Annotated in this window: 21 protein-coding genes and 1 pseudogene; 9 read left to right on the top strand and 13 right to left on the bottom strand. The window is 67.6% G+C overall.

What is annotated here, in order from left to right:
• Positions 1 to 348 precede the first annotated feature (348 nt).
• On the top strand, positions 349 to 1,755 hold the full coding sequence (locus tag AC0682_RS14740) for a glycoside hydrolase family 18 protein (RefSeq protein WP_478533138.1): 1,407 nt from the start codon (positions 349 to 351) through the stop codon (positions 1,753 to 1,755).
• Between the two features lie 81 nt (positions 1,756 to 1,836).
• Here AC0682_RS14740 and AC0682_RS14735 read toward each other — a convergent pair whose 3' ends face one another.
• Both AC0682_RS14735 and AC0682_RS14730 read right to left on the bottom strand, forming a co-directional pair.
• A complete protein-coding gene (locus AC0682_RS14735; protein ID WP_478533137.1) occupies positions 1,837 to 3,432 on the bottom strand; it encodes a S8 family peptidase in 1,596 nt (531 codons plus the stop codon).
• Positions 3,433 to 3,826: 394 nt separating this feature from the next.
• Complete coding sequence (locus AC0682_RS14730) at positions 3,827 to 4,633, bottom strand: TioE family transcriptional regulator (protein ID WP_478533136.1); 807 nt, start codon at positions 4,631 to 4,633, stop codon at positions 3,827 to 3,829.
• A 69-nt stretch (positions 4,634 to 4,702) separates the two neighbouring features.
• On the opposite strand from AC0682_RS14730, the gene AC0682_RS14725 reads away from it, so the two are divergent.
• The 3 genes from AC0682_RS14725 to AC0682_RS14715 all read left to right on the top strand — a co-directional run bounded on the left by AC0682_RS14725 (position 4,703) and on the right by AC0682_RS14715 (position 9,195).
• Complete coding sequence (locus AC0682_RS14725; RefSeq protein WP_478533135.1) at positions 4,703 to 5,929, top strand: erythromycin esterase family protein; 1,227 nt, start codon at positions 4,703 to 4,705, stop codon at positions 5,927 to 5,929.
• Between the two features lie 259 nt (positions 5,930 to 6,188).
• Complete coding sequence (locus tag AC0682_RS14720; protein ID WP_478533134.1) at positions 6,189 to 8,855, top strand: glycosyl hydrolase family 65 domain-containing protein; 2,667 nt, start codon at positions 6,189 to 6,191, stop codon at positions 8,853 to 8,855.
• Positions 8,856 to 8,946: 91 nt separating this feature from the next.
• Complete coding sequence (locus AC0682_RS14715) at positions 8,947 to 9,195, top strand: SCO4226 family nickel-binding protein (protein WP_478533132.1); 249 nt, start codon at positions 8,947 to 8,949, stop codon at positions 9,193 to 9,195.
• A gap of 61 nt (positions 9,196 to 9,256) precedes the next feature.
• On the opposite strand, the gene AC0682_RS14710 is transcribed toward AC0682_RS14715, so the two are convergent.
• Together AC0682_RS14710 and AC0682_RS14705 are read right to left on the bottom strand one after the other, a co-directional pair.
• Complete coding sequence (locus AC0682_RS14710) at positions 9,257 to 10,366, bottom strand: SPFH domain-containing protein (RefSeq protein WP_478533130.1); 1,110 nt, start codon at positions 10,364 to 10,366, stop codon at positions 9,257 to 9,259.
• A gap of 47 nt (positions 10,367 to 10,413) precedes the next feature.
• Complete coding sequence (locus AC0682_RS14705) at positions 10,414 to 10,851, bottom strand: NfeD family protein (RefSeq protein ID WP_478533128.1); 438 nt, start codon at positions 10,849 to 10,851, stop codon at positions 10,414 to 10,416.
• 497 nt (positions 10,852 to 11,348) lie between these two features.
• On the opposite strand from AC0682_RS14705, the pseudogene AC0682_RS14700 reads away from it, so the two are divergent.
• Positions 11,349 to 11,564 (top strand): annotated as a pseudogene (locus AC0682_RS14700) (transposase); the annotation flags it as partial.
• The gene (locus tag AC0682_RS14695) at positions 11,485 to 11,970 is read left to right on the top strand and encodes a transposase (protein ID WP_478533209.1); all 486 of its coding nucleotides are present in this window, start codon (positions 11,485 to 11,487) and stop codon (positions 11,968 to 11,970) included. The pseudogene AC0682_RS14700 and the gene AC0682_RS14695, both read left to right, overlap by 80 nt.
• A gap of 149 nt (positions 11,971 to 12,119) precedes the next feature.
• On the opposite strand, the gene AC0682_RS14690 is transcribed toward AC0682_RS14695, so the two are convergent.
• The 3 genes from AC0682_RS14690 to AC0682_RS14680 are packed head-to-tail and all read right to left on the bottom strand — an operon-like array spanning position 12,120 to position 12,990.
• The gene (locus AC0682_RS14690) at positions 12,120 to 12,533 is read right to left on the bottom strand and encodes a DNA-binding protein (RefSeq protein ID WP_478533127.1); all 414 of its coding nucleotides are present in this window, start codon (positions 12,531 to 12,533) and stop codon (positions 12,120 to 12,122) included.
• Positions 12,515 to 12,799 (bottom strand): hypothetical protein, encoded by a 285-nt coding sequence (locus tag AC0682_RS14685; RefSeq protein ID WP_365097529.1) that lies wholly within the window; start codon positions 12,797 to 12,799, stop codon positions 12,515 to 12,517. Before AC0682_RS14685 ends, AC0682_RS14690 begins: the two co-directional genes overlap by 19 nt.
• Positions 12,800 to 12,843: 44 nt before the next feature.
• Positions 12,844 to 12,990 carry a hypothetical protein gene (locus AC0682_RS14680; RefSeq protein WP_478533125.1) on the bottom strand — a complete coding sequence of 49 codons (147 nt, stop codon included), beginning with the start codon at positions 12,988 to 12,990 and terminating at the stop codon, positions 12,844 to 12,846.
• 333 nt (positions 12,991 to 13,323) lie between these two features.
• On the opposite strand from AC0682_RS14680, the gene AC0682_RS14675 reads away from it, so the two are divergent.
• The 3 genes from AC0682_RS14675 to AC0682_RS14665 all read left to right on the top strand — a co-directional run bounded on the left by AC0682_RS14675 (position 13,324) and on the right by AC0682_RS14665 (position 14,734).
• A complete protein-coding gene (locus AC0682_RS14675) occupies positions 13,324 to 13,938 on the top strand; it encodes an antibiotic biosynthesis monooxygenase (RefSeq protein WP_478533123.1) in 615 nt (204 codons plus the stop codon).
• A 270-nt stretch (positions 13,939 to 14,208) separates the two neighbouring features.
• Complete coding sequence (locus AC0682_RS14670; protein ID WP_060180502.1) at positions 14,209 to 14,478, top strand: type II toxin-antitoxin system Phd/YefM family antitoxin; 270 nt, start codon at positions 14,209 to 14,211, stop codon at positions 14,476 to 14,478.
• Positions 14,471 to 14,734: a type II toxin-antitoxin system RelE family toxin gene (locus AC0682_RS14665; RefSeq protein WP_030207783.1), complete on the top strand. Its 264-nt coding sequence runs from the start codon at positions 14,471 to 14,473 to the stop codon at positions 14,732 to 14,734. The genes AC0682_RS14670 and AC0682_RS14665 overlap by 8 nt, the downstream gene beginning before the upstream one ends.
• A 218-nt stretch (positions 14,735 to 14,952) precedes the next feature.
• On the opposite strand, the gene AC0682_RS14660 is transcribed toward AC0682_RS14665, so the two are convergent.
• The 6 genes from AC0682_RS14660 to AC0682_RS14635 form a co-directional block, all read right to left on the bottom strand.
• Complete coding sequence (locus tag AC0682_RS14660) at positions 14,953 to 15,222, bottom strand: tyrosine-type recombinase/integrase (RefSeq protein WP_478533208.1); 270 nt, start codon at positions 15,220 to 15,222, stop codon at positions 14,953 to 14,955.
• Positions 15,223 to 15,258: 36 nt separating this feature from the next.
• Complete coding sequence (locus AC0682_RS14655; RefSeq protein WP_478533121.1) at positions 15,259 to 16,053, bottom strand: hypothetical protein; 795 nt, start codon at positions 16,051 to 16,053, stop codon at positions 15,259 to 15,261.
• 337 nt (positions 16,054 to 16,390) lie between these two features.
• Positions 16,391 to 18,010: an endonuclease NucS domain-containing protein gene (locus AC0682_RS14650; protein WP_478533119.1), complete on the bottom strand. Its 1,620-nt coding sequence runs from the start codon at positions 18,008 to 18,010 to the stop codon at positions 16,391 to 16,393.
• Positions 18,011 to 18,074: 64 nt separating this feature from the next.
• Positions 18,075 to 18,821 (bottom strand): hypothetical protein, encoded by a 747-nt coding sequence (locus tag AC0682_RS14645; RefSeq protein WP_478533117.1) that lies wholly within the window; start codon positions 18,819 to 18,821, stop codon positions 18,075 to 18,077.
• 557 nt (positions 18,822 to 19,378) lie between these two features.
• Positions 19,379 to 21,022: a type I restriction-modification system subunit M gene (locus AC0682_RS14640; protein WP_478533115.1), complete on the bottom strand. Its 1,644-nt coding sequence runs from the start codon at positions 21,020 to 21,022 to the stop codon at positions 19,379 to 19,381.
• Positions 21,019 to 22,569: a restriction endonuclease subunit S gene (locus AC0682_RS14635; protein ID WP_478533207.1), complete on the bottom strand. Its 1,551-nt coding sequence runs from the start codon at positions 22,567 to 22,569 to the stop codon at positions 21,019 to 21,021. Before AC0682_RS14635 ends, AC0682_RS14640 begins: the two co-directional genes overlap by 4 nt.
• Position 22,570 lies beyond the last annotated feature (1 nt).

Here is a 22,570-nt window from a genome sequence, read left to right as displayed (position 1 = left end):
ACAACCGTGGGTTGTACACCGCAAGCATGGGCCAGAGTTTCACCCAATGTGATGATGCTGCGGCGGACCACGCATGAACCGACCACGAGCACCAGGGCGCTTACCGGACATTCCCTGCCCCGGATTCCGGCAGCCGACACCGTCCGTCGAGGCCGCCGGGGCGCCCTCCAACTCCCCACCCCTTGACCGTTTTTGGTCCAGACCAATACCTTCCTGTGCACAGCACGACCGGCACGACCAGAGCGCCCCCACACCCCGCACGCCTCTGTGCTCCACACACCCCTGCACGGCTCTCCACGTTCTTTCCGCACCGGATCCCGTACCGGACCACGCACAGGAACGAGCCCCATGCGTCGAAGAAACCTGTCCCGACTGACCATCGCCGGCGTCACCCTCGCCCTGGTGGCGAGCGCGGCCCCCGCGGCGACTGCCGGCAGCGGCCAGGGCGGCGACGGCCGCTCCAAGGGCCACCACCGCCCCGCGTACAAGAACATCGGCTACTTCACCCAGTGGGGCGTCTACGGGCGCGACTTCCAGGTCAACGACCTGCAGACCAGCGGGACCGCGGCCAAGCTGACCCACATCAACTACGCCTTCGGCAACGTCAGCGCCGAGGGCACGTGCTTCACCGGCAACATCCCCGGCCAGGCCGACGCCTGGGCGGACTACGCCCGCCCTCTCGACGCGGCGAACTCGGTGGACGGCGTCGCCGACACCGACACCCAGCCGCTCGCGGGCAACTTCAACCAGCTGCGCAAGCTGAAGGCCAAGAACCCCGGCCTCAAGGTCATGATCTCGCTCGGCGGGTGGAGCTGGTCCACCCACTTCTCCGACGCGGTGCGCACCGCGGCCTCCCGCAAGGCGCTCGTGGCCTCCTGCATCGACCTGTACATCAAGGGCAATCTGCCCCGGGACGGGGCGCGCGGCGGCCAGGGCGCGGCGGCGGGCGTCTTCGACGGCATCGACGTCGACTGGGAGTGGCCCGGCTCACCGGCCAACGAGGGCACCGTCTTCCGCCCGGAGGACAAGAAGAACTTCACCGCCCTGATCCGCGAGTTCCGCCTCCAGCTCGACGCGTACGCCAAGAGCCGGGCCGAGGCTGCGGCGAAGTCCGCGCAGGGCAAGGGCCACGGCCACGGGCACCACAAGCCGAAGCCCCAGCACTACGACCTGTCGGCGTACGTCCCCGCCAACCCGAAGGCGATCGACGCGGGCTTCGATGTGAAGCGCCTGATGAAGGACTTCGACTTCGTCAACCTTCAGGGCTACGACTACCACGTGTCGGGCGAGAAGAAGACGGCCCAGCAGTCGGCGCTCTACGCGAAGAACGACTTCAGCGTCGACCAGACCGTGCGGGACTGGGTGAAGCGCGGGGCTCCCAGGAACAAGCTCGTGGTCGGCATGCCGACGTACGGCCAGGGCTGGACCGGGGTGACCGGCGGCGGCAAGGGACTGGGCCAGCCGGCCACCGGCCCCGCCCCGGCCACCTGGGCCAACGGCTACGAGGACTACAAGGTCCTCAAGAAGCTGGCCGCCTCCGGCACGTTCAAGGTCCACCGGGACACGGGGAACGGCCATGCCTGGCTCTTCGACGGGACCACGCTGTGGACGTACGACGACCCGCAGGTGCTGCGCGCCAAGACCTCGTACATCCGGGACAAGGGCCTGGCGGGCGCGATGTTCTGGTCGCTGGACGGGGACACGGAGGACGGTGAGCTGGTCACCGCCGTCCACCGCGGCCTCAACCGCCGCTGACGCGACGGGGCCGGGGCAGCCACGGATCGTGGCTGCCCCGGCCTTGCGTGTCATCCGTCCGGTTCAGCGGCTGCGGTGGGATCAGAAGTGCAGGCCCCAGCTGTTGATCCGGCCCGTGTCGTAGCGGGCGTTGTCCGCGACCCGCAGCTTCCAGGTGCCGTTGGCGGCGACCGAGGAGGCGTTGACCGTGTACGTGGTGACCACGTCGTCGGCGCTGCCGCCCGTACCGAACGCCTTCAGGTTGAAGACCGTGCCGTTGGGAGCGACCAGGTCGATCCTGAGGTCACCGATGTAGGTGTGGGAGATGTTGACCGGCACCTTCAGCGCGGCCGGGGCGTTGCCGCTGATCCCGGTGACCGTCACCGGCGACTCCACGGTGGAGTTGTCGTTGATCGGGTAGCTCGTGGTGTTCTCGAACTTCTTGGGGTCCGGGTCCGGCGGGTTGGTGCTGCCGGTGCCGACGTACAGCAGGCGGTTCGGCGAGCCGGTGCCCGGGTTGCCGACGACGCCGGTCGTAGCGGCCGCGACGAGACCGGCCTGGACCTGGGCGGGGGTCGAGCCCGGGTTGGCGGCGAGGTAGATCGCCGCCGCGCCGGCGACGTGCGGGCTGGCCATCGACGTACCGGAGATGGTGTTCGTGGCGGTGTCGCTGCTGTTCCACGCCGAGGCGATGGAGGAACCGGGCGCGAACAGGTCCACGACCGCACCGAAGTTGGAGAAGCTGGAGCGGGCGTCGGTGTTGGTCGTCGAGCCGACCGTGATGGCGTCGGCGACGCGCGCCGGCGACTTCGTGCTCGCGTTGGTCGACTCGTTGCCCGCCGCGACGGCGTAGGTGATGCCCGAGTTGATGGACCGCTGCACGGCCGCGTCGAGGACCGAGTCCGCGCCACCGCCGAGGCTCATGTTGGCGACGGCGGGCTTCACGGCGTTGGCCGTCACCCAGTCGATGCCGGCGACGACCTGCGCGGTGGTGCCGGAGCCCTGGTTGTTGAGCACCCGGACGCCGACGATCCTCGCCTTCTTGGCGACACCGTAGGCGGTGCCCGCGACGGTGCCCGCCACGTGGGTTCCGTGGCCGTGGCCGTCCTGGGCGACGTTGTCGTTGTCGATGGCGTCGTAGCCGTTGAAGGCCCGGCCGCCGAAGTCGCTGTGGCTGATCCGTACCCCGGTGTCGATGACGTAGGCGGTGACGCCCTCACCGGCCTTGTCCGGGTAGGTGTAGCGCTGGTCCAGCGGGAGGTTCCGCTGGTCGATGCGGTCCAGACCCCAGGACGGCGGGTTGGTCTGGGTGGCGTCGATGGTGAAGACGCGGTTCTGCGAGACGGACGCGACGGCCGGGTCGGCGGCGAACCTCTTCGCCTCCTCGGCGGTGGCCGCGACCTCGTAGCCGTTGAGCGCAGCGCGGTAGGTGCGCTCGATGCTCGCGCCGTACTTCTTCGCCAGGGCCTTGCCCTTGGCGGAGTCGGACTTCGCGGCCGAGTCCTTCAGCGTGACGATGTAGCTGCCGCTGACGGTGTCCGGGGCGCCCGCGTTCAGGATCACGCCTTCGGGGGCGCGCTCGGCGGCGGTGGCCGGGAGGGTGCCCGCGGTGGCGAGGGCGACGGCTGCTGCGGTGGCTACGACGGTCGCCGCGGCGAGTCTTCGACGTGCATGGGGGGTGTGACGCATCACTGACATGTGAGGGGTCCTCCTCATAGGCGGTGCGCTGGTGGGGGGTGGTGCCGGAGCCGCGCGAACTCCAGACAGGGGCATGACAAATCAGCCGTCCGAACGCCCCGTTTTCTGCGTCGTCCGCGACCGGCACGCCCTGCTGCCAGCGAAAGATTGACCGATCCATGGCAAACCCACAAGGGTGCGGGGAGCCCTGGCATACGCGCGCCATTCATCCGCCATATGCCTGACATCCAGCGGACGGAGACCCTCCGGCAGCGCCCCCGCACCGGAACCCGCTCCCTCACTTCGACCCTGACCTGGCACTGTCCGATATACGGAGGCGCCGGCGCCCGGGCCGTACACCGGCCCCGGAGCCCGCCTGGAACGCGTCCTCGGGGCGGACCAATTCACCTGGGTGTTACGAAGAGATCCTGAGAACTCCTCTGCTTTGCCGCTCCCGCTCGCCGAGGTAGGCGTCCAGCTTCGCGGAGCCGGTCAGCAGCGCGCGGCCACGGGTGGCGAGCCGGGACCGCCAGTCACCGAGGGCCGTCTCGAGGGGGGAGAGCCCACCGGCCGCCCGGACCTGGTCGACGAACGGAGCGATCTGCTCCAGGAGGTACCCCCCGCGCCGGAGTTGATGGACCAGCCGGGCGTCCCGCACATCGGCCTCGCCGTACACGCGGTACCCGGTCAGCGGATCGCGCCGGGGCCGGACCAGCCCGGCGGCCTCCCACTTGCGCAGGGTGGCGGGCCGGACGGAGAGCCGTTCGGCGAGGGGGCCGATGAAGGTGGGGGTGGGGTCCGGGTCGGGTCGGGCGTCGGGAGCGGCGGCCGGGGCCTGCCCTCGGTCGGCGCCCGGGGGTTTCGGCGCGGCGGGGCTCAGGTCGCGCAGGGCGTCCTCCACCGCCGAGAGGGTGCGCCGGTCCTCCAGGAGCCGGGCGTGGCTCTCGTCGATGAGCCGGAACGCCTCATCGACCGCGCCCCGGTTCACCGCCCGCATGATGCCCGTCGCCGTCGGGTGGCCGTGGCCGGGGAGGAGGGCGAGGAAGGTGTCCAGGGCCTGGGCGTGCAGCGGGGCGTAGGCGCGGTAGCCGCTCTCCGTGCGCCCGGCGGCGGGCAGGATGCCGGCGTCCTCGTAGTTCCGTACGGCCTGGGTGGAGAGACCGTGCGGACGGGCCAGGTCGACCGGCCGGAGCCGTACCCTGCTTTGAGGGTTCTCCCCCATGCCCACCTCACTCTCCGCCCACCAGCGCGCATAAGTCTCTACCGAGAGTTCAACGATACCGTTGAAGGTATGACCCCTGGCACCGCGCGTACCGCGCACCTCACCCATGCCGTCGAGACCCACGCCGTCGAAACCTCCGCCGTCATGGACCTGCTCCCGGCCCGCCCCCGGCTGCTCGCCCTGGGCGAGCCCACCCACGGCGAGGACACCCTGCTCGACATACGCAACGGACTCTTCCGGCAACTCGTCGAGCAGGAGGGCTACCGGACGATCGCCATCGAGAGCGACTGCCTGGCGGGCCTGCGCGTGGACGCCTACGTCACCACGGGCGCCGGGAGTCTGGACGAGGCCATGGAGCACGGATTCAGCCATGGGTTCGGCGCCTTGCCCGCCAATCGCGAACTCGTGCGCTGGGCAAGGGAGTACAACACCGGCCGCCCCACCGCCGACCAGCTCCGCTTCGCCGGCTTCGACGCCCCGCTGGAGATGACGGGCGCCGCGAGCCCCCGCCGGCCACTCACCGCACTGCACACCTTCCTCACCTCCTGGCTGGACACGGACAGCCTCCTCCCCTGCACCTCCGACACGCTCGGCACCCTGCTCGGTCCCGACGACCGATGGACCGAACCGGCCACACTGATGGACCCGTCCCGTTCCTGCGGCCGCTCCCCCGAGGCCGCACAACTCACCCTTTTCGCGCACGACTTGGTCTCCCTGCTCGACGAGCGGACACCGCAGCTGATCGCGGCGGCCGGACGGGATGCCTTCGACCGCGCCCGCCTCCTCGGCCGCACCGCCACCGGCCTGCTGAGCTACCACTCCTGGCTGGCCGACACCACGCCCGCCCGGATGACCCGGCTGGTCTCCGTCCGAGACCGGATGATGGCCGAGAACCTGCTCGCCCTCACCGAACGCGGGCCGGTCGCGGCCTTCGCCCACAACGCGCACCTCCAGCGGGAGCGGAGTTCGATGCGGATGGGCGGGGAGCGGCTGGAGTGGTGGGGCGCCGGTTCGATCGTGAGCGCGCGGCTGGGCAGGGAGTACGGGTTCCTCGCCACGGCCCTCGGCACGATCCGGCACCAGGGGGTGGACGCCCCGCCTCCGGAGACGGTGGAGGGCCTCCTGTACACGCTCCCGGAGGACCGTTTCCTCGTCGACGCCCGCCGCTTGGCCGCCACCCTGGGCGACCCGCTGCCCGCGCCCCGCGTCTCGCCCTGGTTCGGCTACTTCGGCCTGGACCCGGCGCATCTGAAGGAGACGGACGGGCTGGTCTTCATCAAGGACGTACCGGGCTGACAGCCGCATCGGGGGCGCACAGGGCTTGAGAACCGCATCGGGGACGCACTGGGCTCGGGAACCGCATCAGGGACGCACTGGGCTCGGGAACCGCATCAGGGACGTACGCGGCTGAGAACCGCATCGAGACGGGGCAGGGCCTGCCCTCAAGCCATCGGCAGGGCCATCCGGCGCATCCGGCGGGCGTGTTCACGCCACCTTCGTACGGGCGGGCGTGCCGTACGGCCCCGGTTCCCGGCCCTCTCCCTACCTTCGTACCGTGAGCCTCTCGCGTATCTCCGTCCTCGCCCCTCTGGTCGCGGCCGCCCTGATCGCACCGCTGCCGCCCCTCCCCCAGGCCGTCGCCGCCACCTCCACACCACCACCTCCGCCGCCGCCTCCCGCCGTCCCCGCCTGCGGCCGGGCGGACGGCGAGGGCGCCCCCGGGACCTCCTGGTCGCCCACATCCACCCGCTTCGGGGAGGCGGAGGGCTATGACCCGTACGTGGGCAACGGCTACCTCGGCCACCGCGTCCCCGCCGCAGGCACCGGCTACGCGGCGACCGGGGAGAAGACGGGCTGGCCGCTCTACACCCCGCGCTACGGCGGCGCGTTCGTCTCGGGGCTGTACGCGCGGGACGAGGCGGTCTCCGAGGGCCGGGAGGTGATCGCCGCGCTGCCGAGCTGGACGACGGTCGAGGTGGGGGTCGGCGGCGAGAAGTTCGGCGCGGACACACCGGCCGGCCGGATCTCGCACTACCGCCAGACGGTCTTTCTCAGCTGCGGTCTCGTCCGCACCTCGCTGCGGTGGACGACGGAGGACGGCCGGGCCACGGACCTCGACTACGAGGTCCTGGCCGACCGCTCCGACGTCCACACCGGAGCCGTACGCCTGCGGATGACCCCGCGCTGGAGCGGTGCGGCCACGGTCACCGGCCGCCTCGACGAGCGGGGCGCACGCCGGATCACGCTGCGCAAGGACGGCACGTTCAGGACGCTCGGCACCGGCGTGGAAGGCGCGGTGGCACAGACGATGCGCCGCGGCTCGGGAGTGGTCGAAACCCTGCACCCCGAGTCGCGTACGGCCCCGAAGCCCACTCCGGTCCGTGAAGGGCGGACGTACACGTTCGAGAAGTACGTCGGCGTCGACACCGCCCTCACCTCCGCCACCCCCGCCGAGGACGCCCGCGAGGCGGCCCACCGCGCGGCCCGGCGCGGCTGGGACCGGATCTTCGCGGCCAACGAGAGGGCGTGGCGCGGGGCGTGGTCCGCCGACGTGGTGGTCAACGGCCGTCCGGAGCTGCAACGGTGGCTGCGCTCCACCCAGTACGGGCTGCTCGCCAAAACCCGGCGCGGGTCCGCGGACAGCATCGCCCCAGCAGGCCTGACCAGCGACAACTACGCGGGAATGATCTTCTGGGACGCGGAGACGTGGATGTTCCCCGGGCTGCTGGCGACCCGCCCGGAGCTGGCCCGCTCGGTCGTCGAATACCGCTACCGCACCCGGGACGCGGCCCGCGCGAACGCCGAGAAGTACGGCCACCGCGGCCTGTTCTACCCCTGGACCAGCGCGAGCCGGGGCCGTATGGACTCCGAATGCCAGAGCTGGGACCCGCCGCACTGCCTGACGCAGAACCACCTCCAGGGCGATGTGTCGCTCGCGGTCTGGCAGTACTACCTGGCCACCGGCGACCGCGACTGGCTGGCGGCGCGGGGCTGGCCGCTGCTGCGCGGCATCGCCGAGTTCTGGGAGTCGCGCGCCACGGCGAACGCGGACGGCAGCTACTCCATCGAGAACGTGGCGGGGCCCGACGAGTACAGCAACGGCGTGGACGACGCCGTCTTCACCAACGCCGTCGCCGCCACGGCCCTCCGCAACGCGACCCGTGCGGCCCACCTCCTGGGCCACCGCCCGCCGACGGCCTGGAACCGGGTGGCGGACGGTCTCCGCATCCCGTACGACGCCGACCGGAAGGTCTTTCTCCAGTACGCGGGCTACAACGGCTCGACCATCAAGCAGGCGGACACGGTGCTGCTGGTGTACCCGCTGGAGTGGCCGATGGAGCCGGGCACGGCGGCGGCCACCCTGGACTACTACGCCGCCCGCACCGACCCGGACGGCCCGGCGATGACGGACTCGGTGCACGCGGTCGGCGCGGCGGCGATCGGGGAGCCCGGCTGCTCGACGTACACGTACCTCCAGCGCGCGGTCCGGCCGTATCTGCGCGGGCCCTACGACCTGTTCTCCGAGGCGCGCGGCGAGAAGTCCGGCGCGGAGGACCCCCTGTCGGGCTTCCCGGCCGAGGACTTCCTGACCGGGAAGGGCGGCTTCCTCCAGGTCTTCACCCACGGCCTGACGGGCCTGCGCCTGCGCGAGGACGGCGTCCGCCTGGACCCGCTGCTGCCGCCCCAGCTGGGCGAGGGCGTGAAGCTGACGGGCCTGCGGTACCGGGACGCGACGTACGAGATCGAGATCGGCCCCCGGACGAGCACGGTCCGCCTGCTGGCGGGCACCCCGTTCACGGTCCGCACGGCACAGGGCCCGCGCCTCCTGCGCTCGGCCCTGACGCTTCCCACCCGCCGCCCGGACCTGGCCCCGACGCCGGACGCGGCCCGGTGCCGCCCGGTGACGGCCACCTCGGAGACCCCCGGTCTCTACGCGGAGGCGGCGGTGGACGGCTCCCCGGCGACGACCTGGTCCCCGGACGGCGCGGAGGGGGCCCTGACGGTGGACCTGGGCCCGCAGCCGCTGCGCATCACCTCGGTGACCCCGCGATGGAACGACGTACCGCCCGCGTCCCACGCCCTGGAGACCTCCGTCGACGGCCGCTTCTGGCGCCCGTACCTGCCGGGCGACACGGCCCGCAAGGTCCGGGTGACGGTCCGCTCCGAGGACCCGGAGAAGCCGGCCGGGCTGGCAGAGCTGAGAGTGGAGACGGAGAGGTAGGTTGCATCCGCCCCGCCTCTCGGCACGCCTCCGGCGCTCCGGCGGATGCACCATGGAAGGGGGCCGTACGACCGTCGGAGGTGCGCGAGCCATGAACACGTACATGGATGTCCATCGAGGCATGGAAGGCATCACAGCGGCGCAGCTGAAGGAGGCGCACGAAGCCGACACGGCGATCGAGCGGGAGGAGGGCGTCCACTTCGAGCACGCCTGGGCGGACCCGGAATCCGGCACGGTCTACTGTCTCTCCACCGCCCCTTCCGCCGACGCGGTCCAGCGCGTCCACGAACGCGCGGGTCACGCGGCGGACGAGATCCACGCGGTGTCGCTGTCCGTATGACGCGGAGGCCGCGATGACCAGAAGCGCCGGGGCGGGGCCCGGCGCTTCTGGTCATCTCAGCTCAGTCCTCCGGCCGCCGGGAGCGGTTCGGAAGTCGGACCTCTCCCACCGCCTCGGCCTCGGCCTTCGCATCGCTCACGGCTTCGGCGGCCTGTTTCGCGGCCTCGTCGGCGGCGGCCACGGCGTCCAGGGCGAGAGCGGAGTCCACCTCCCCCAGCTCCGGGGTGCCGCCGCCCTCCTCACCCGCGGTGTCGTCGCGGGAGACCTCCTCGCGCTGCGGGCCCGGTGGCTGTCCTGTCGTCGAACGGTCACCGAAGGCCGTGGTGACCGTGCGGACGGCCTCCGTCAGCTCGCCGGGGATCACCCAGAAGGTGTTGTTGTCGCTGTTCGCCAGGTGCGGGAGGGTTTCCAGGTACTTGTAGGCGAGGACCTTCGCGTCGGCGTTGTTGCGGTGGACCGCCTGGAAGACCAGCTCCACGGCCTTGGACTCACCGTCGGCGCGCAGGATCATGGCCTGCTGGGTGCCCTGGGCCTCCAGGATGTCCTTCTGCTTGGTCCCCTCCGCGGTGAGGATCTTGGCCTGCCGCTCACCTTCGGCGTGCAGGATGGCGGCGCGCTTGTCCCGCTCGGCCCGCATCTGCTTCTCCATCGCCTCCTTGATGGTGTTGGGCGGGTCGATGGCCTTGATCTCGACGCGGTTGACCCGGATTCCCCACTTGCCGGTGGCCTCGTCGAGGACGGCCCGGAGGCGCGCGTTGATCTCCTCGCGGGAGGTGAGGGTGCCCTCCAGGTCCATGGAACCGATGACGTTACGCAGGGTGGTCACGGTGAGCTGGTCGATGGCCTGCAGATAGTCGGCGACCTCGTAGGCGGCGGCCCGGGGATCGGTGATCTGGTAGTAGAGGACGGTGTCGATGTTCACCACGAGGTTGTCCTCGGTGATCACCGGCTTGGGCTCGGAGGAGTACACCTGCTCACGCACGTCGAGCTTGGTGTTGACCCGGTCCGCCACCGGCAGGACGAAGTTCAGGCCGGGCTGCAGGGTGCGCCGGTACCGGCCGAACCGCTCGATGTTGTAGCGGCGCGCCTGCGGAACGATCCGCACGGTGGCGGCCACGAGAAAGACGACCACGATCGCCGCCACGAGAATCGGGATGACTACCGGATCCATGCGTCCTCCCTCTGTGTACCTCTGCCTACGTCTGTGTGTTCATCCGTTCACGGAAGAAGCTCGCGCGGATACACGACGGCGGTGGCGCCGTCGATCTCCATGACGTCCACCAGTGCCCCTACCGGGATCACGTGGCTTTCGTCGAGAGCACGCGCGGACCATTCCTCACCGGAGAGCTTGACCAGGCCGTGCGTCGCGGTCACCTCCTGCATCACCTCGGCCCGTTTGCCGATCAGGGCGTCGCTGCCCTCACGGGCGAGGGGCGAGCGGTCCATGGCCCGCAGCGCGACGGGCCGTACGAGGGCGAGCCCGGCCACGGCGGCCAGCCCGAGCGCGACGAGCTGCCCGAGCAGGCCGACCCCCACACCGGCCACCACGGCGGCGACGAGCGCGGCGCCGGCGAGCAGCCCGAAGACCAGCGTCAGGGTGAAGAACTCCGCAGCGCCCAGCGCCGCGGCGGCCAGCAGCCATGCGAACCACGGCATCGAATCAGCCTCCCCAAAGGGATCCTCTTACACCCAAACGTACCCCCACACCACGAAAGGAACCGTTCGAGCCGTTCGAAACCCTTTGAACGGCTCGACAGGCGGACACCACGAAGAAGCCACCCGCCTCGCTTCGCAGCGGGCCGGACGGCCTTCGGTCACGCACGCCTGAGGCATCAGGGAGAGAAGCGCAACCCTCGACAGCGCCCACCTGCGGAAACTCGATTCCGCCGCACATCGGCCGGAGCCCTTCTCCGACACAGACGGCCACGACCCCGGCCGATGGACAGGGATGACGAGCAGCAGCACATCGGCCAGCAGCCTCCCTCCGAGATAGACGGCGGTCATGCTGAAGGTGGACGCGTACAGCGGCGCCACCCGATCACGCCTGCGACCTCGCGAACGGGCAGGAGGCAAAAGAAGAAACGCCTTGACCCTTGATCCTGGACACACGAGACACTGGATCCTGAGGATCTGAGAACAGACATCTCGTGGTCATGAAGAACTATCCGCCGCAGTTCAAGGCGGACGCGGTCGCGCCGTACCAGTCGCGGCCCGAGGGGACGATCAGGCAGGTCGCCGCCGACCTGGGAATCAACCCCGAGACCCTGCGGAACTGGGTCCGTGCCGCTGATGCGAGCCGGCCGCGGGGGCACCGGGCGAAGGTGCCGGCCGACCCGCCGACACCGTTGGAGGCGGAGAACGCCGCTCTGCGCAAGAAGGTCCGCGAGCACCCACCTCGTCACCGACACCCTGTCCGCCGCCGAACACACCCGCGGCAGCCTCGCCGGATCGATCATGCACACCGACCACGGAGCCCAGTACACCAGCCGGGCCTTCGCCGACGCCGGCCGTCCGGCCGGCGTCCGCCAGTCCATGAGCGCGATCGGCAGCTCGGCGGACAACGCGCTCGCCGAGTCCTTCAACACGACGTTCAAACACGAGACGCTTCAGGGCCGAAAGCACTGGTCCAGCGAACGCGAGGCCCGACTCGACGCGTTCCGCCGGCTGCACCGCTACAACACCCGACGCCGTCACTCCCTCCTCGGACAACGCAGTCCCATCGACTACGAGACAGCACTCGACACAACATCAACCACCCTGGCCCAAGCCGCATAACCCGTGTCCAAGATTCCAGGTCAAGGCCCAATCGGCCTCAGCGCCGAAACTGCCCACGCCGCCGAAACCCAGCGGCGACGACCTCAAGCCCTTCCTCGGTCACTGGAGCCCCTACGGGCCCCGCTCCTACTGAGCCGGACCAAGGGAAATCACACCGCCACGAGCCGGACCCGCTCGCCGCACAGCTTGGCCATGTCGTCAATATCGGAAGTCAGCATGACCACGGGGCGGTGCTGTCGCAACGCGGCCTCGGCGACGGCCGCATCGATCGCGTACTTGTGTCCGTGCAATCCGGCATTCATCAGCAACTTCGAGGCAGCCCTCGCCTCCTCGTCACCGACCGGGACGACCCGCAGCCCGGAAAGCACCCAGTTCAGGCGTGACTTGTTCGTACGGGCGTGGACGGCCTCGATGATGGTGAGCGCACTGATCACGACCTCCACGCCACGCGAGCGCGCCTCAGCGATCAAAGCCACCACCTGTTCTTCGTCAGCGAGCAGCTTCGAGAGTCCCTCGCCGTCGAGGACGAGCGTCCCGTCGTGACTCAGCCTGCGGCGGGCCACTCGGCCTCCTCGGCGAACACCTCGTCGAAGACCTGCCGCGCCCGCTGACGAGCCGACTCGGAGACCGGCCCCTTCCGGCTCTCGTAGTCCGCCAGGTACTCGTCCAGGACCTGCCCGCGCAGCTCACGCTCGACCGCCTCGGCGATGAACGCGGAGAACTCCCGCTTGCCCACCCGAGCCCGGATCGCCTCCGCGGTCCCCTCCGGCAGCGACAAGCTCACCCGCGTCGCCGGCCCTTCCCCGATGCTGTACGTCGCCTCAGCCATGCCCCCGATTGTGTCAAACGAGTAGGAAAAGTGCCAGGTCCGCACTACCTTCGCAGCAGGGAGTCGAGGTGCCTGCGCAGCTCCGCCGCGATGCCTTCGTCGCCGCCCTCGGCCGGCAGCGGCCACGGGTCCTGCTCGCCGTTCGCCACAGCAAGGCCGCTCGCGAACCAGACGAGGTGCGGTGCGGGCACGAAGGTGTCCCGGAGCCACCGCGCAACGTGGGCTCGGGAATGTCTCCCTCAGAGCCCTCTCCAGGGACTCGGCCGTAGCGCGCGAGGCTCAGCACCGTGAAGCGTCACGGTCTCCTCGTCCCGCTGGACCGCGCACCGGCGCCCTTCAGGCGGGCCGAAGGACTGATGGATGATCAGACGCTCAGCGCCAGCCCAGCACGGGAATCAGCAGGGGCCAACGGCTCACCCCTTCTCCTGAATGCCCCTGCCGCGTTGCCCCCCATCCGCCCCGGTCATCGCATGGAGTGGGAAAACGAGCCCGCGCGGGGCGACCGGAAGGCAGGAAAGGGCGCTATGTACGTTCGCAGCATCTACGCAACGGGTGATCCGGCCGAGCTCGACGGGGTCGCCGAGGCGCTACGGACCGACGGGCGTGCGCTGCTGTCGGCGCAACCGGGCTTTCGCGGGATGGGGCTGTTCGCCGACCGCGAGCTCGGCGAGCTCCTGGTGGGATCGTGGTGGGAGGACGAGGCCTCCCGGCAGGCCAGCTACGAGAACCTGAGCAAGCAACGGGCCGAGATGATGGCGCCCCTCGCTCAGACCGCGACGGTCGACAACTGGGAAGCGGCGGTCGCCCGGCGCGCAGAGGAACTCGCGCCAGGCGCGGGGTTCCGGCTGGTCCACATGGACGTCGAGCCGGCCGACATCGACCTGCTGGTGGACACGTTCCGCGACACCTCACTGCCCAGGGTCCAGAAGGTTCCCGGACTGGCCGGCATCTCCCTGCTCATCGATCGCGACCGCGGCAGAGCCGCCGTCGGCGCGCTCTATGCCGACCGCAACGCACTCGTGGCATCCCGCGGCGCCGTCGCGGCGGTCCGCGGAGAGGCCACGGCGAAGGCTCGCGCAACCACCCGCAGCCTCAAGGAATTCGAGGTGGTCCTCGCCACGGCGGTACCCCACGCCTGAGCCTGCCCCCGCTTCCGCGATCGCGAGTCAGCACCAAGTCGGCATGGGCATGCAGAAGGGGTCGAACTCGGCGAGTCCGGCCCCTTCCGACCTGCACGCTTGCGAAATCAGTCCATCGGCCGGGGGCATGGCTCGTACGCGGGTGCCCCTGCACGCCGCAGGGCTGCGGGATCTCCGTCCCCGGAATTCAGCCACCCAATCGGCGGCTCATCCCAACGAGTGCACGCAACCCACGTTGTGTACATATGGCACACTCGGTACCCTTGAGGCATGACTCAGCCGCTGCCCATAGAGTCCATTCGCGACGTACGCGCTCACTTGGCCGAAGTCGTCGAACGGGCCGACCGCGACGACGTGCCCACTGTCATCACCCGCCGCGGCAAGCAAGTCGCCGCCGTGGTCTCGATCGAGGTGCTGCGCAAGTACCAGGAGTGGGAAGAGCGCGAGATCAACCGCATCATCGACGAGCGAATGGCGAGCCCGGCCGCCGGCGTCCCGATCGAGGACGTGATGAGGGAGACCCTGGCGCGCAGTGAGTGACTATCGCACGGTGTTCCGACCCGAGGCCCAGGCCGAGCTGCGCAAGATCCCGCGTGACATGGCGCTTCGCATCCTGGCCAAACTGACAGAGCTGGAGAGCGACCCCTTCGGCTTCAACACCACGGCACTCGTATCCCAGCCTGAGCGCCGCCGCCTACGGGTCGGCGACTACCGTGTCGTCTACACGATCGACAACGGGGAGCTGGTGGTGTGGGTCGTACACGTCGGACACCGCTCCACGGTCTACGACACCTAGCTGCTCCCGGTCCTGCGGACTGTTGCGGACAGCAGAAGGGCCTGACCTGCATCCTCGCAGGTCAGGCCGCATCTGGATACGCGATCAGACGTTGAAGCGGAACCTGTAGTGCAGAGCTCCCACCTGCGGAAACACGGGTTTCTCAGTGGGCTTCCCAGCACCATCCCAGCACGGGCGTTCTATCCCAGCACCGCGCGGGCCAGCCAGCCCTCGTACGCCTACACAGCTCGGTTGCCGGCGCTCGAGCTCGCCTCCTCTGACGGCGGGGACGTCACATTCGAGGGCACAGACCGCATGGAGCGCTGCAAGACTTCCCGGCAGCGCTCCCACGCGCCAGGCAGCAGATGCCCGTAGATATCGACCGTCGTCTTGACCGAACGGTGCCCCAGCCAGCGCGACACCTCGTGGATCGGCACACCGTTTGCCAGGGCGGTGGAGGCGAAGAAGTGCCGCAGGCTACGAGGCGTGTACTTGGCCTTGCCGTCCAGATCGACCAGGCCGGCCAGGAGACATGCCTTCTTGAACTAATAGCCGTAGGAGGCGATGGACGGCATCACCCCGGCGCCAGGCTGACGCGGGGCGAAGAAGGTCTCGAGTCGAACCCGCTTGCCCTTCCGCCCGGTAAAAACCACGGGCACCGGCTTCCACCTGCGGAGATGAACATCAATTTCCTGCTCGACGAACAGGGCGGTGGGGATGTCTCGGTACTCCTTCTCCAGCCGATGTTTCAGGGGGACGAAGGGTGCCTGACAGTCCTCACGGTGCGCCTTGGCACTCACCTGCCATCGGATCCTGACGAAGCCAGACCGCCTGCACTCGGTGGAGAAGGCCAGGGCCTCACTTGGTCGCTGGCCTGTGCCGGACTGGAGGTAGACGGCGAGGCGGAACTGTGGCGTGATGTGCCCAGCGATCAGATCCACCTCGGCTGGTGTCGGCACTGCGTCCTCGTCCACTGCCACAGCGTCCCTACGGGATATCCGGATGCCTCGGGCAGGGTTCTCCGTGATGCGCTTGTCGACGACGGCTGCCTCCAGGATGGCAGCCACCATCACCATGCGATCGTTCACCGTCGACGCAGCCAGCCCTGCACCGCCTCGGTAGATGTCCTGAACGAACCTTTCAAAGTCCCGCCGCGCCAATCCAACCAGCGGCTTACGACCAAGGCTCGGCACGAGATGGTTGCGAACGAACCCTTCGTAGTTGCAGCGGGTCGCCTCACCGATGACTCGTCGCTCAAGCCACTCCTCGGACCAGGCCGACAAGGTCACAGCACTGCGGGCAGGATCAACGCGCACGCGAGTCTGCTTGTCCTTCTCCACAGCGGCAGCGAAGGCGTCCGCGCCGTCCAGGCCGATCCTCCGCGGAAAGGACTTCTCCCGCTGCCGCCCCCGTCTGCCGCCCGACTCCCGATACCTCACAGTCCACGCATGGCTGCACCTTGGGCGCAAGCAGGGGTAGTTCCCGTCTCGGGCATCCCGCTTGCACCTCTGAAAGACGCTCGCCAACCGCCACCTCGATCTGCCGAACCTCTGGTCTTGAGATCGTGACCACCACCTCGCATGCGTGCAAGGAGCGCGCTACCAATCCACTCTTCTCAGCGAATCCCGCGACGCGTCACCAACACGCACAGTCACTCTCGGTTGCGATCGGCTTCTACTACACGGCATGGACGAAAGCGCGGTACTCCCTAACCACGATCTCAGCCTCGCGGGAGTGCCTGGCGATGTACTGCCCAACTGAGACGATCTCGCCATCAGCCGCGATGCTGGCGAACGCCTGTCTGTACTCGCGAGGATTCGAGGCCGAGGAATAGACTCGCGCACCCTGGTCGTGCCGTACCCAGATGCGGTGCTCGTCGGATTCAGATGCCTCAGACCAGGCGGAGCCGATGCTTTCCAGGAGTACGTAGTGGAGCCCGAGGAGATCCAGGAGCTCGCGGTCGCGTTCCCACACCGTCCCCGCGTACATGTTGCTCATTAGGAACAGGGGGTCTCTATTCACGAGCCGTACTGCATCGGGGAGCGACATGCCTCGCCCGTTCCAACAAAGGGCACCGCGCACCGAACTGCGCAGCCCGTGTCGGGATACAGCTTCACCCATGACCATCGGCAGAAGCTCCTCCATCCGGTCGGGCCAGCCGTGGATGATTGCTTGCAGGAGGTCGCACGGGTTGTAGACGTGCAGCCCAATGTCCCCGTCACCGACCTTTGGGCTCACTTCGTCTAGCCAGCTCTCCACCAGCGACTCCCACTCATGGTTGCCGGCCAGGCTCTGCCGAATCTCCTGCCGGAACGACTTCCAGCGGCTGGCCACTTGCGAATTGGCGGTACCCGTGTAAAGGACCTGGCTGTCGCCTCGCTCGTCCCCTGCAAGGAAGCGGAACAGGTCCTGCTGCTCGAAGGCAGCAGTATCGTCGTAGGCGCCGGTACCTCGGAAGCCTCGTACGGCCCAGTTGGGGTTGTCGGCAAGATTCTTAAGCAGTCCTGGCTGCGCAGATTCCATGTTCATCCCACGCATCTCGCTGCGCGCAAGGTGATTGCAGATCTCGCAAAGGGCGAGGTACTCAGCCTGATACTCGGCGGCAAAAGCCTCAGGCCCGTCGTACCCTTCCAGGAGTTCTTCCGAGGCGATTTCCTCGTTCACCCGGCCTACGGCAAGGTACAAGCCGAAAGGCACAGCGATGTAGTGCTCCTCCGCCACGCGGTCCAGATCCGCCGCTAGTAGGTCAAGCGCCCCAAGCTCGTCCGCGACCTTACTGATGATCTTCCAGCCCTGATCGCGCTGTTCCTCCGAGGTGAAGAAGAACAGGTTATGGATGGGGGTAACCCGAGGCTCGAACGCCCGAGGCAGTAGTTCCACCCGCTCGGCCCCTACAGGGTCACCACTACCGTCCAGGAGAAGCCGATACCCGCGAAGATCATGGCTCCAGTCACGTGCCGCGTGACTGACAGCGACCAGGAGCTCATCCCAGTCATCCGGCATGGCCACGATCACGGCGCGGATGCGGTCCGGCGCAAGGTTCTTCTCCCGGCAGAGAAGCTCCGTGTACTTGTTGACTTCGTGCAGGGCCTGTCGTGCGCTGGACCGGGACCGCTTCAGCTCTATGACCACCCACATCTGATGGCGATCGCGAGCCAGGATGTCAATGCTGCCCCTAGTGCCATGGGCATTGGGGAGCGGGTACTCCTCGAGCTGAACCGGACGGAGCCCCGGCTCGATCAACTCCAGGTTCCTTACGAGCGCATTGCGCAGAACGTTCTCAAGAGGCGGTCGCATGGCCGAAGGCTAAACCCGAGGACTGACAAGGACCTCAGGACGAGTTCGCAGGGCTCAACAACGATCAGTCAGTCTCGTGCAACTGATCTCCACCCGTCGCTTCCGAAGCCTCCACCCAAGTCGGGTCTGGAGCCGGAAGCCCAGAGGGGCTGGAAGCCTCTCCGTCTAGTGCGTACGCGAGCGCGAGCGCGATCCGCTCGATCCAGTTGAGCGCGTCCGTGACATCAGCCTCGCCGATCGGCCGGCGCTGCTTGAGATCGCCGTCGATCAGGTCCGCGTCGTGTGCAATCTGGTTTCGACGGCGGAGCAGCAGGATGTACTTACCGCGCAGCCGCTTCTCATCGTATGAAGTGCGGTACTGGCTCCATCGGTTGATCCACTTCGCAGCCTCCCGCCACACCTTGACGTCGGTGACGAGCGCCATCACCTTCGCGATGGCGTCCGGGTTCTGCAAAGTCTGCCGGGCGATGTCCTGGCGCACCCTCTCTGCGACCACCTCAGAGGTGGTCGATTCTCCCCGCTGCACCCTCTCCAGGCAGTAGAGCGGCAACGGGTAGTCGCGGAGCTTCCGCGGCATGTCCGGGTCGTCCTTCGCAGCTTCCTCAGCGACCCGGCGCAACACCTCTTCTTGTACCCAGTGCTCGAGAGCAGCGATGGACTGCACCCAGGCGGCCCGGTAGAAATCGCCGGTGTCGATGCCCTTGGGGCTGAGCACCTCCAGCGCCTGTCCCGCTCGCACCATTTGGCGTGCGTACGACAGGTTCGTGACGAACGACTCGAACTGACGGGTCTGAGGGTGTGCGATGACCATTCATACCTCGGTGCGGCGCGTGGAAGGCGGGAGCTTCGGGACGTGGACGCCTAAGTATTCCCTGTACTTCGCGGAGGTCAGTCAAGTGGCTTTGCGTATCGTGCTCGGTGGTGGCTTGATCTATTCGTCTCGGCTCCAAGATCCGGCCCTTCGCTCCGTTACCGCAGGCTGCTGGAGCGCTCCGCAGTACGTACGGGGTCGGCCAGGGTCGTGCACGGGCATCACCTCAGGTTTCCGTGGCACACAGGCGAGCGACCGCAGCCAGTTGCGGGGCCATACGCTAAGCGGTCAGCCGCAGACCAGTTCACCGCCGGAGTCGGCAAAGACGAGCAGATTTTGCCGCCTGCACTGCCTCAGGGAGGGTGGCGCGGTCGGCCGAGGGGTGCCCGCCTTGGCACCTATCGCAACGCTTCAGCATCGAGGCCGGTGCATGGTAGAGGCTTCGGCATCCCCCTCAGAGAAATAGCCGGTAGCAATCGCACGGGAACGCCGGAGAGGCGCAAGGCACTTGGCGTTGCAGCTCTCCGGCTGGCTGACGACGAACGTTCAGGCCGTCGTCAGATCTCTTCCGCCTCTGGTACATCCACATCCGCGCCCAGTGACTTTGCGATGGCAGTGAACTCGGCGAGCGCAGACTGGAGATCGCGCACGATCTCCTCGGCGATGACCTCCGGTTCCAGGTCGCTATCCGCATCCTCCAAGGCCGGGTCCTTCATCCACGTGATGTCGAGGTTGACCTTGTCGCGCCTGATCAAGTCCTCATACGCGTACGACTTCCAGCGGCCGTTCTCGTCCTCGTCCGCGACACGGGCAGTAAGCGGCTCGCCTGCCTTGTACCGGGCGACGAAGTCGTCCAGGTGGGCGCGAGTCAGCGGGCGCTGCTTCATGGTGAAGTGCTGGCCGGTGCGGAAGTCGTAGACCCAGGTGACGGTGGTGTGCGGCTTACCGTCGGCGCGCGGGGGCTTCTTGTCGAAGAACAGTACGTTGGCCTTGACACCGCCCGCGTAGAAGATGCCGGTGGGCAAGCGCAGGATCGTATGCAGGTCGAACTCGTCAAGGAGTTTGCGGCGGACCTTCTCGCCCGCGCCGCCCTCGAAGAGGACGTTGTCAGGGAGGACGACGGCGGCCCGGCCGTTGACTGCCGTCAACGACATGATGTGCTGAAGGAAGTTGATCTGCTTGTTAGTCGTGGTGGCCGTGAAGTCGTCACGGTCGTACTGAACGTCTTCCTTCTCCAGCTCGCCGTCCTGGCCGATGACGGTGATCGCGGACTTCCGGCCGAAGGGCGGATTGGCGAGGACCAGACTCGCGTGCCGGCCACTCGGCTTCTCGGCAAGCGCGTCTCCGACGTCGATCAGGCTCGGGCCGTCGCTCTTGCCGATGCCGTGCAGGAGCATGTTCATGGCGGCGAGGCGGGCGGTGCCGGTGACCAGCTCGGTGCCCCAGATCTTGGATCCGCTGTCGTACGCCTTGCGGGCGTCGATGTCCATGTCCCGGACGTGGTGCCGGGTGACGTACGCGTGGGCAGCAATCAGGAAGCCTCCGGTGCCGCAGGCGGGGTCGGTGATGGTGTCGTCCGGGCCCGGCCGGGTCACGTCCACCATCGCGTCGATGAGCGCGCGCGGCGTGAAGTACTGGCCGGCGCCGGTCTTCGTGTCCGAGGCACCCTTGGCGAGCAGGCCCTCATACGCGTCGCCCTTGAGGTCGGTGCCGGTGACCGTCCACTCCTCCCGGCCGATCAGCTCGACGACCAGCTTCTCAAGCAGGGCGGGCTTCGTGATTCGATTCTGGGCGTCGGCGAAGATCGTACCGATGGTGGTGTCTGGCTTACGGCCCAAGTGCTCCAGGATGGCGCGGTAGTGCGCTTCAAGCTCGGTGCCGCGCTTGCTGACCAGCGACTTCCAGTTGTAGTCAGCGGGCACAAGGGCGCTAAGGTCGCGGCCACCCCACTCGTCATTCTCGATTTCGTCTACCATCTTCAGGAAGAGCAGGTACGAGAGCTGCTCAACGTACTCAATGGTGGACATACCGTTGTCACGGAGGACGTTGCAGTAGTTCCAGAGCTTTGCGACCAACGTGTTGGTCTGCGCGGCGGCCTTCTTGGACTTCGGCGTCTCGGTGAGGAGGACGTTGTCAGCGGAGGGCGTGGCAGCGTCATCTGCGGTGATCTCAGCGGCAGTATCGGATGCGTGCGCGGTCACTGGTTGAACAACTCCTGCTGAACGGATGTGGCGGGGGCGGGCGTTGGAGCGGGCGCGGCCTTCGTCATCGCGGCAGCAGCGGTCGCCTTACGCGGGCGAGCAGCCCGCTTGGCCGCTTTGCGGACGGGCATGGCGGCCTCGCGCCCGGCGGCGATGCGAGCAAGGACTGTGGCGGCGGGCTCGTCAGAGGGGTTCTGCGGAACCAGGTCTCCGTTGAATGCCCTCCGCAGAATCGCTGACTTCAGCCCTTCGGCGCGCCTCACCGCCGCTCCAGCCGCCGATTGCGGGCGGGTCAGTGCCGACTCCCAGTCACGCAAGACCTTCAGCGCCTCCTGCTGCTCGGCTGGCGGTGGGACCGGAATTGGCATCAACGCCATTTTGGCACTGTTGACATTCGCCTGACCGACCTGCTGCGTCACCACCGAAGCGATGTATCGACGACCAAAATTACTGTTCACAACAGTGTTAACCCAGTCCGGATCAACACCGTCGGCGAAACGACATCGAATCAAGTACGAGGCATATACCGCAGGCCCCACCTCCTTTCGAAACACAGCCGACTTCCCTACCAACTCAGCGCTGTTGGTCCGATTGAAAAGCAGATCTCCATCCTGGAGGATGCATTTCTTGACATCTGCGTGATCAACAGGAAGGAACTTGAGCTCCCCTAGATCCAGTTTCCCACCCTGAATATTGCCCATCCTGATCACCGGAACATCGTCAGCGTTCACTTTTGGCGACGTCTTCGCCGAGGTCCCGTACTGAATATCCAGACAAAGCGATCCTAGGGTGCGCCAAGACCAACCCGGAGGGATCTCATATAGAGCTGCTGCTTCAGGATTCTGAACCTGTGCCCAACGCTTCTTTCCTGCCACGCGCGCAACTTGCTCATCTACTCGCGAGAGGAAATGCTCGGCATCATCTTCGCTGTCTGCAGTTCGCCTTCGCCCGCTGATAACGGCACTGACCATCTGCTTCTGTAGGGCAGATCCTTTCGATCGCGCCTTGTTTAGTATCGCGATTGTCGCATCGAGTCGGGAGAGCTGTTCTTCGAGAGCCTCGACAATGCGGTGCTGTTCGGCGAGCGGAGGTACGACGATTGAAGTCTCCAGCAGTCTCTTTCGAGAAACACTTGCCTGGTTCACGTGATTATTGAGAACAGAACGAAAGTAACCCGTGGACCACAAGAAATGCAGCTGGATCGCAAGGAATTTCCCGTCCACCACATCGGATCCACAGAGGCGCGTCATGTGATTCGAGTACGCAAGAGGCTCAGACGAGTCGACCCAGGCGGTCTTGCCTACGAGAGCGGCACTGTTTGTGTTGTTGAATAGTACGTCCCCCCTTCGGACACGTCGATCCGAATCATCCATCACATATCTAGCGTCCCTCTTATCCAGAACTCCCTCGCGTGTGATATTCATCGGCCTGAGATGCATTACCCCATGACTGTCCCTATTGTGTTTGCCGCTAGAAAACCCGGGTTGCGCCTCAACACCCAACTCTCCAAGTGTTTTGCGCACCCACCCTTCCGGCAATCCGCCCATT

The organism is Streptomyces sp. NPDC043746 (genome assembly GCF_056436485.1).
This window is presented reverse-complemented; position numbering and strand designations above follow the sequence as displayed.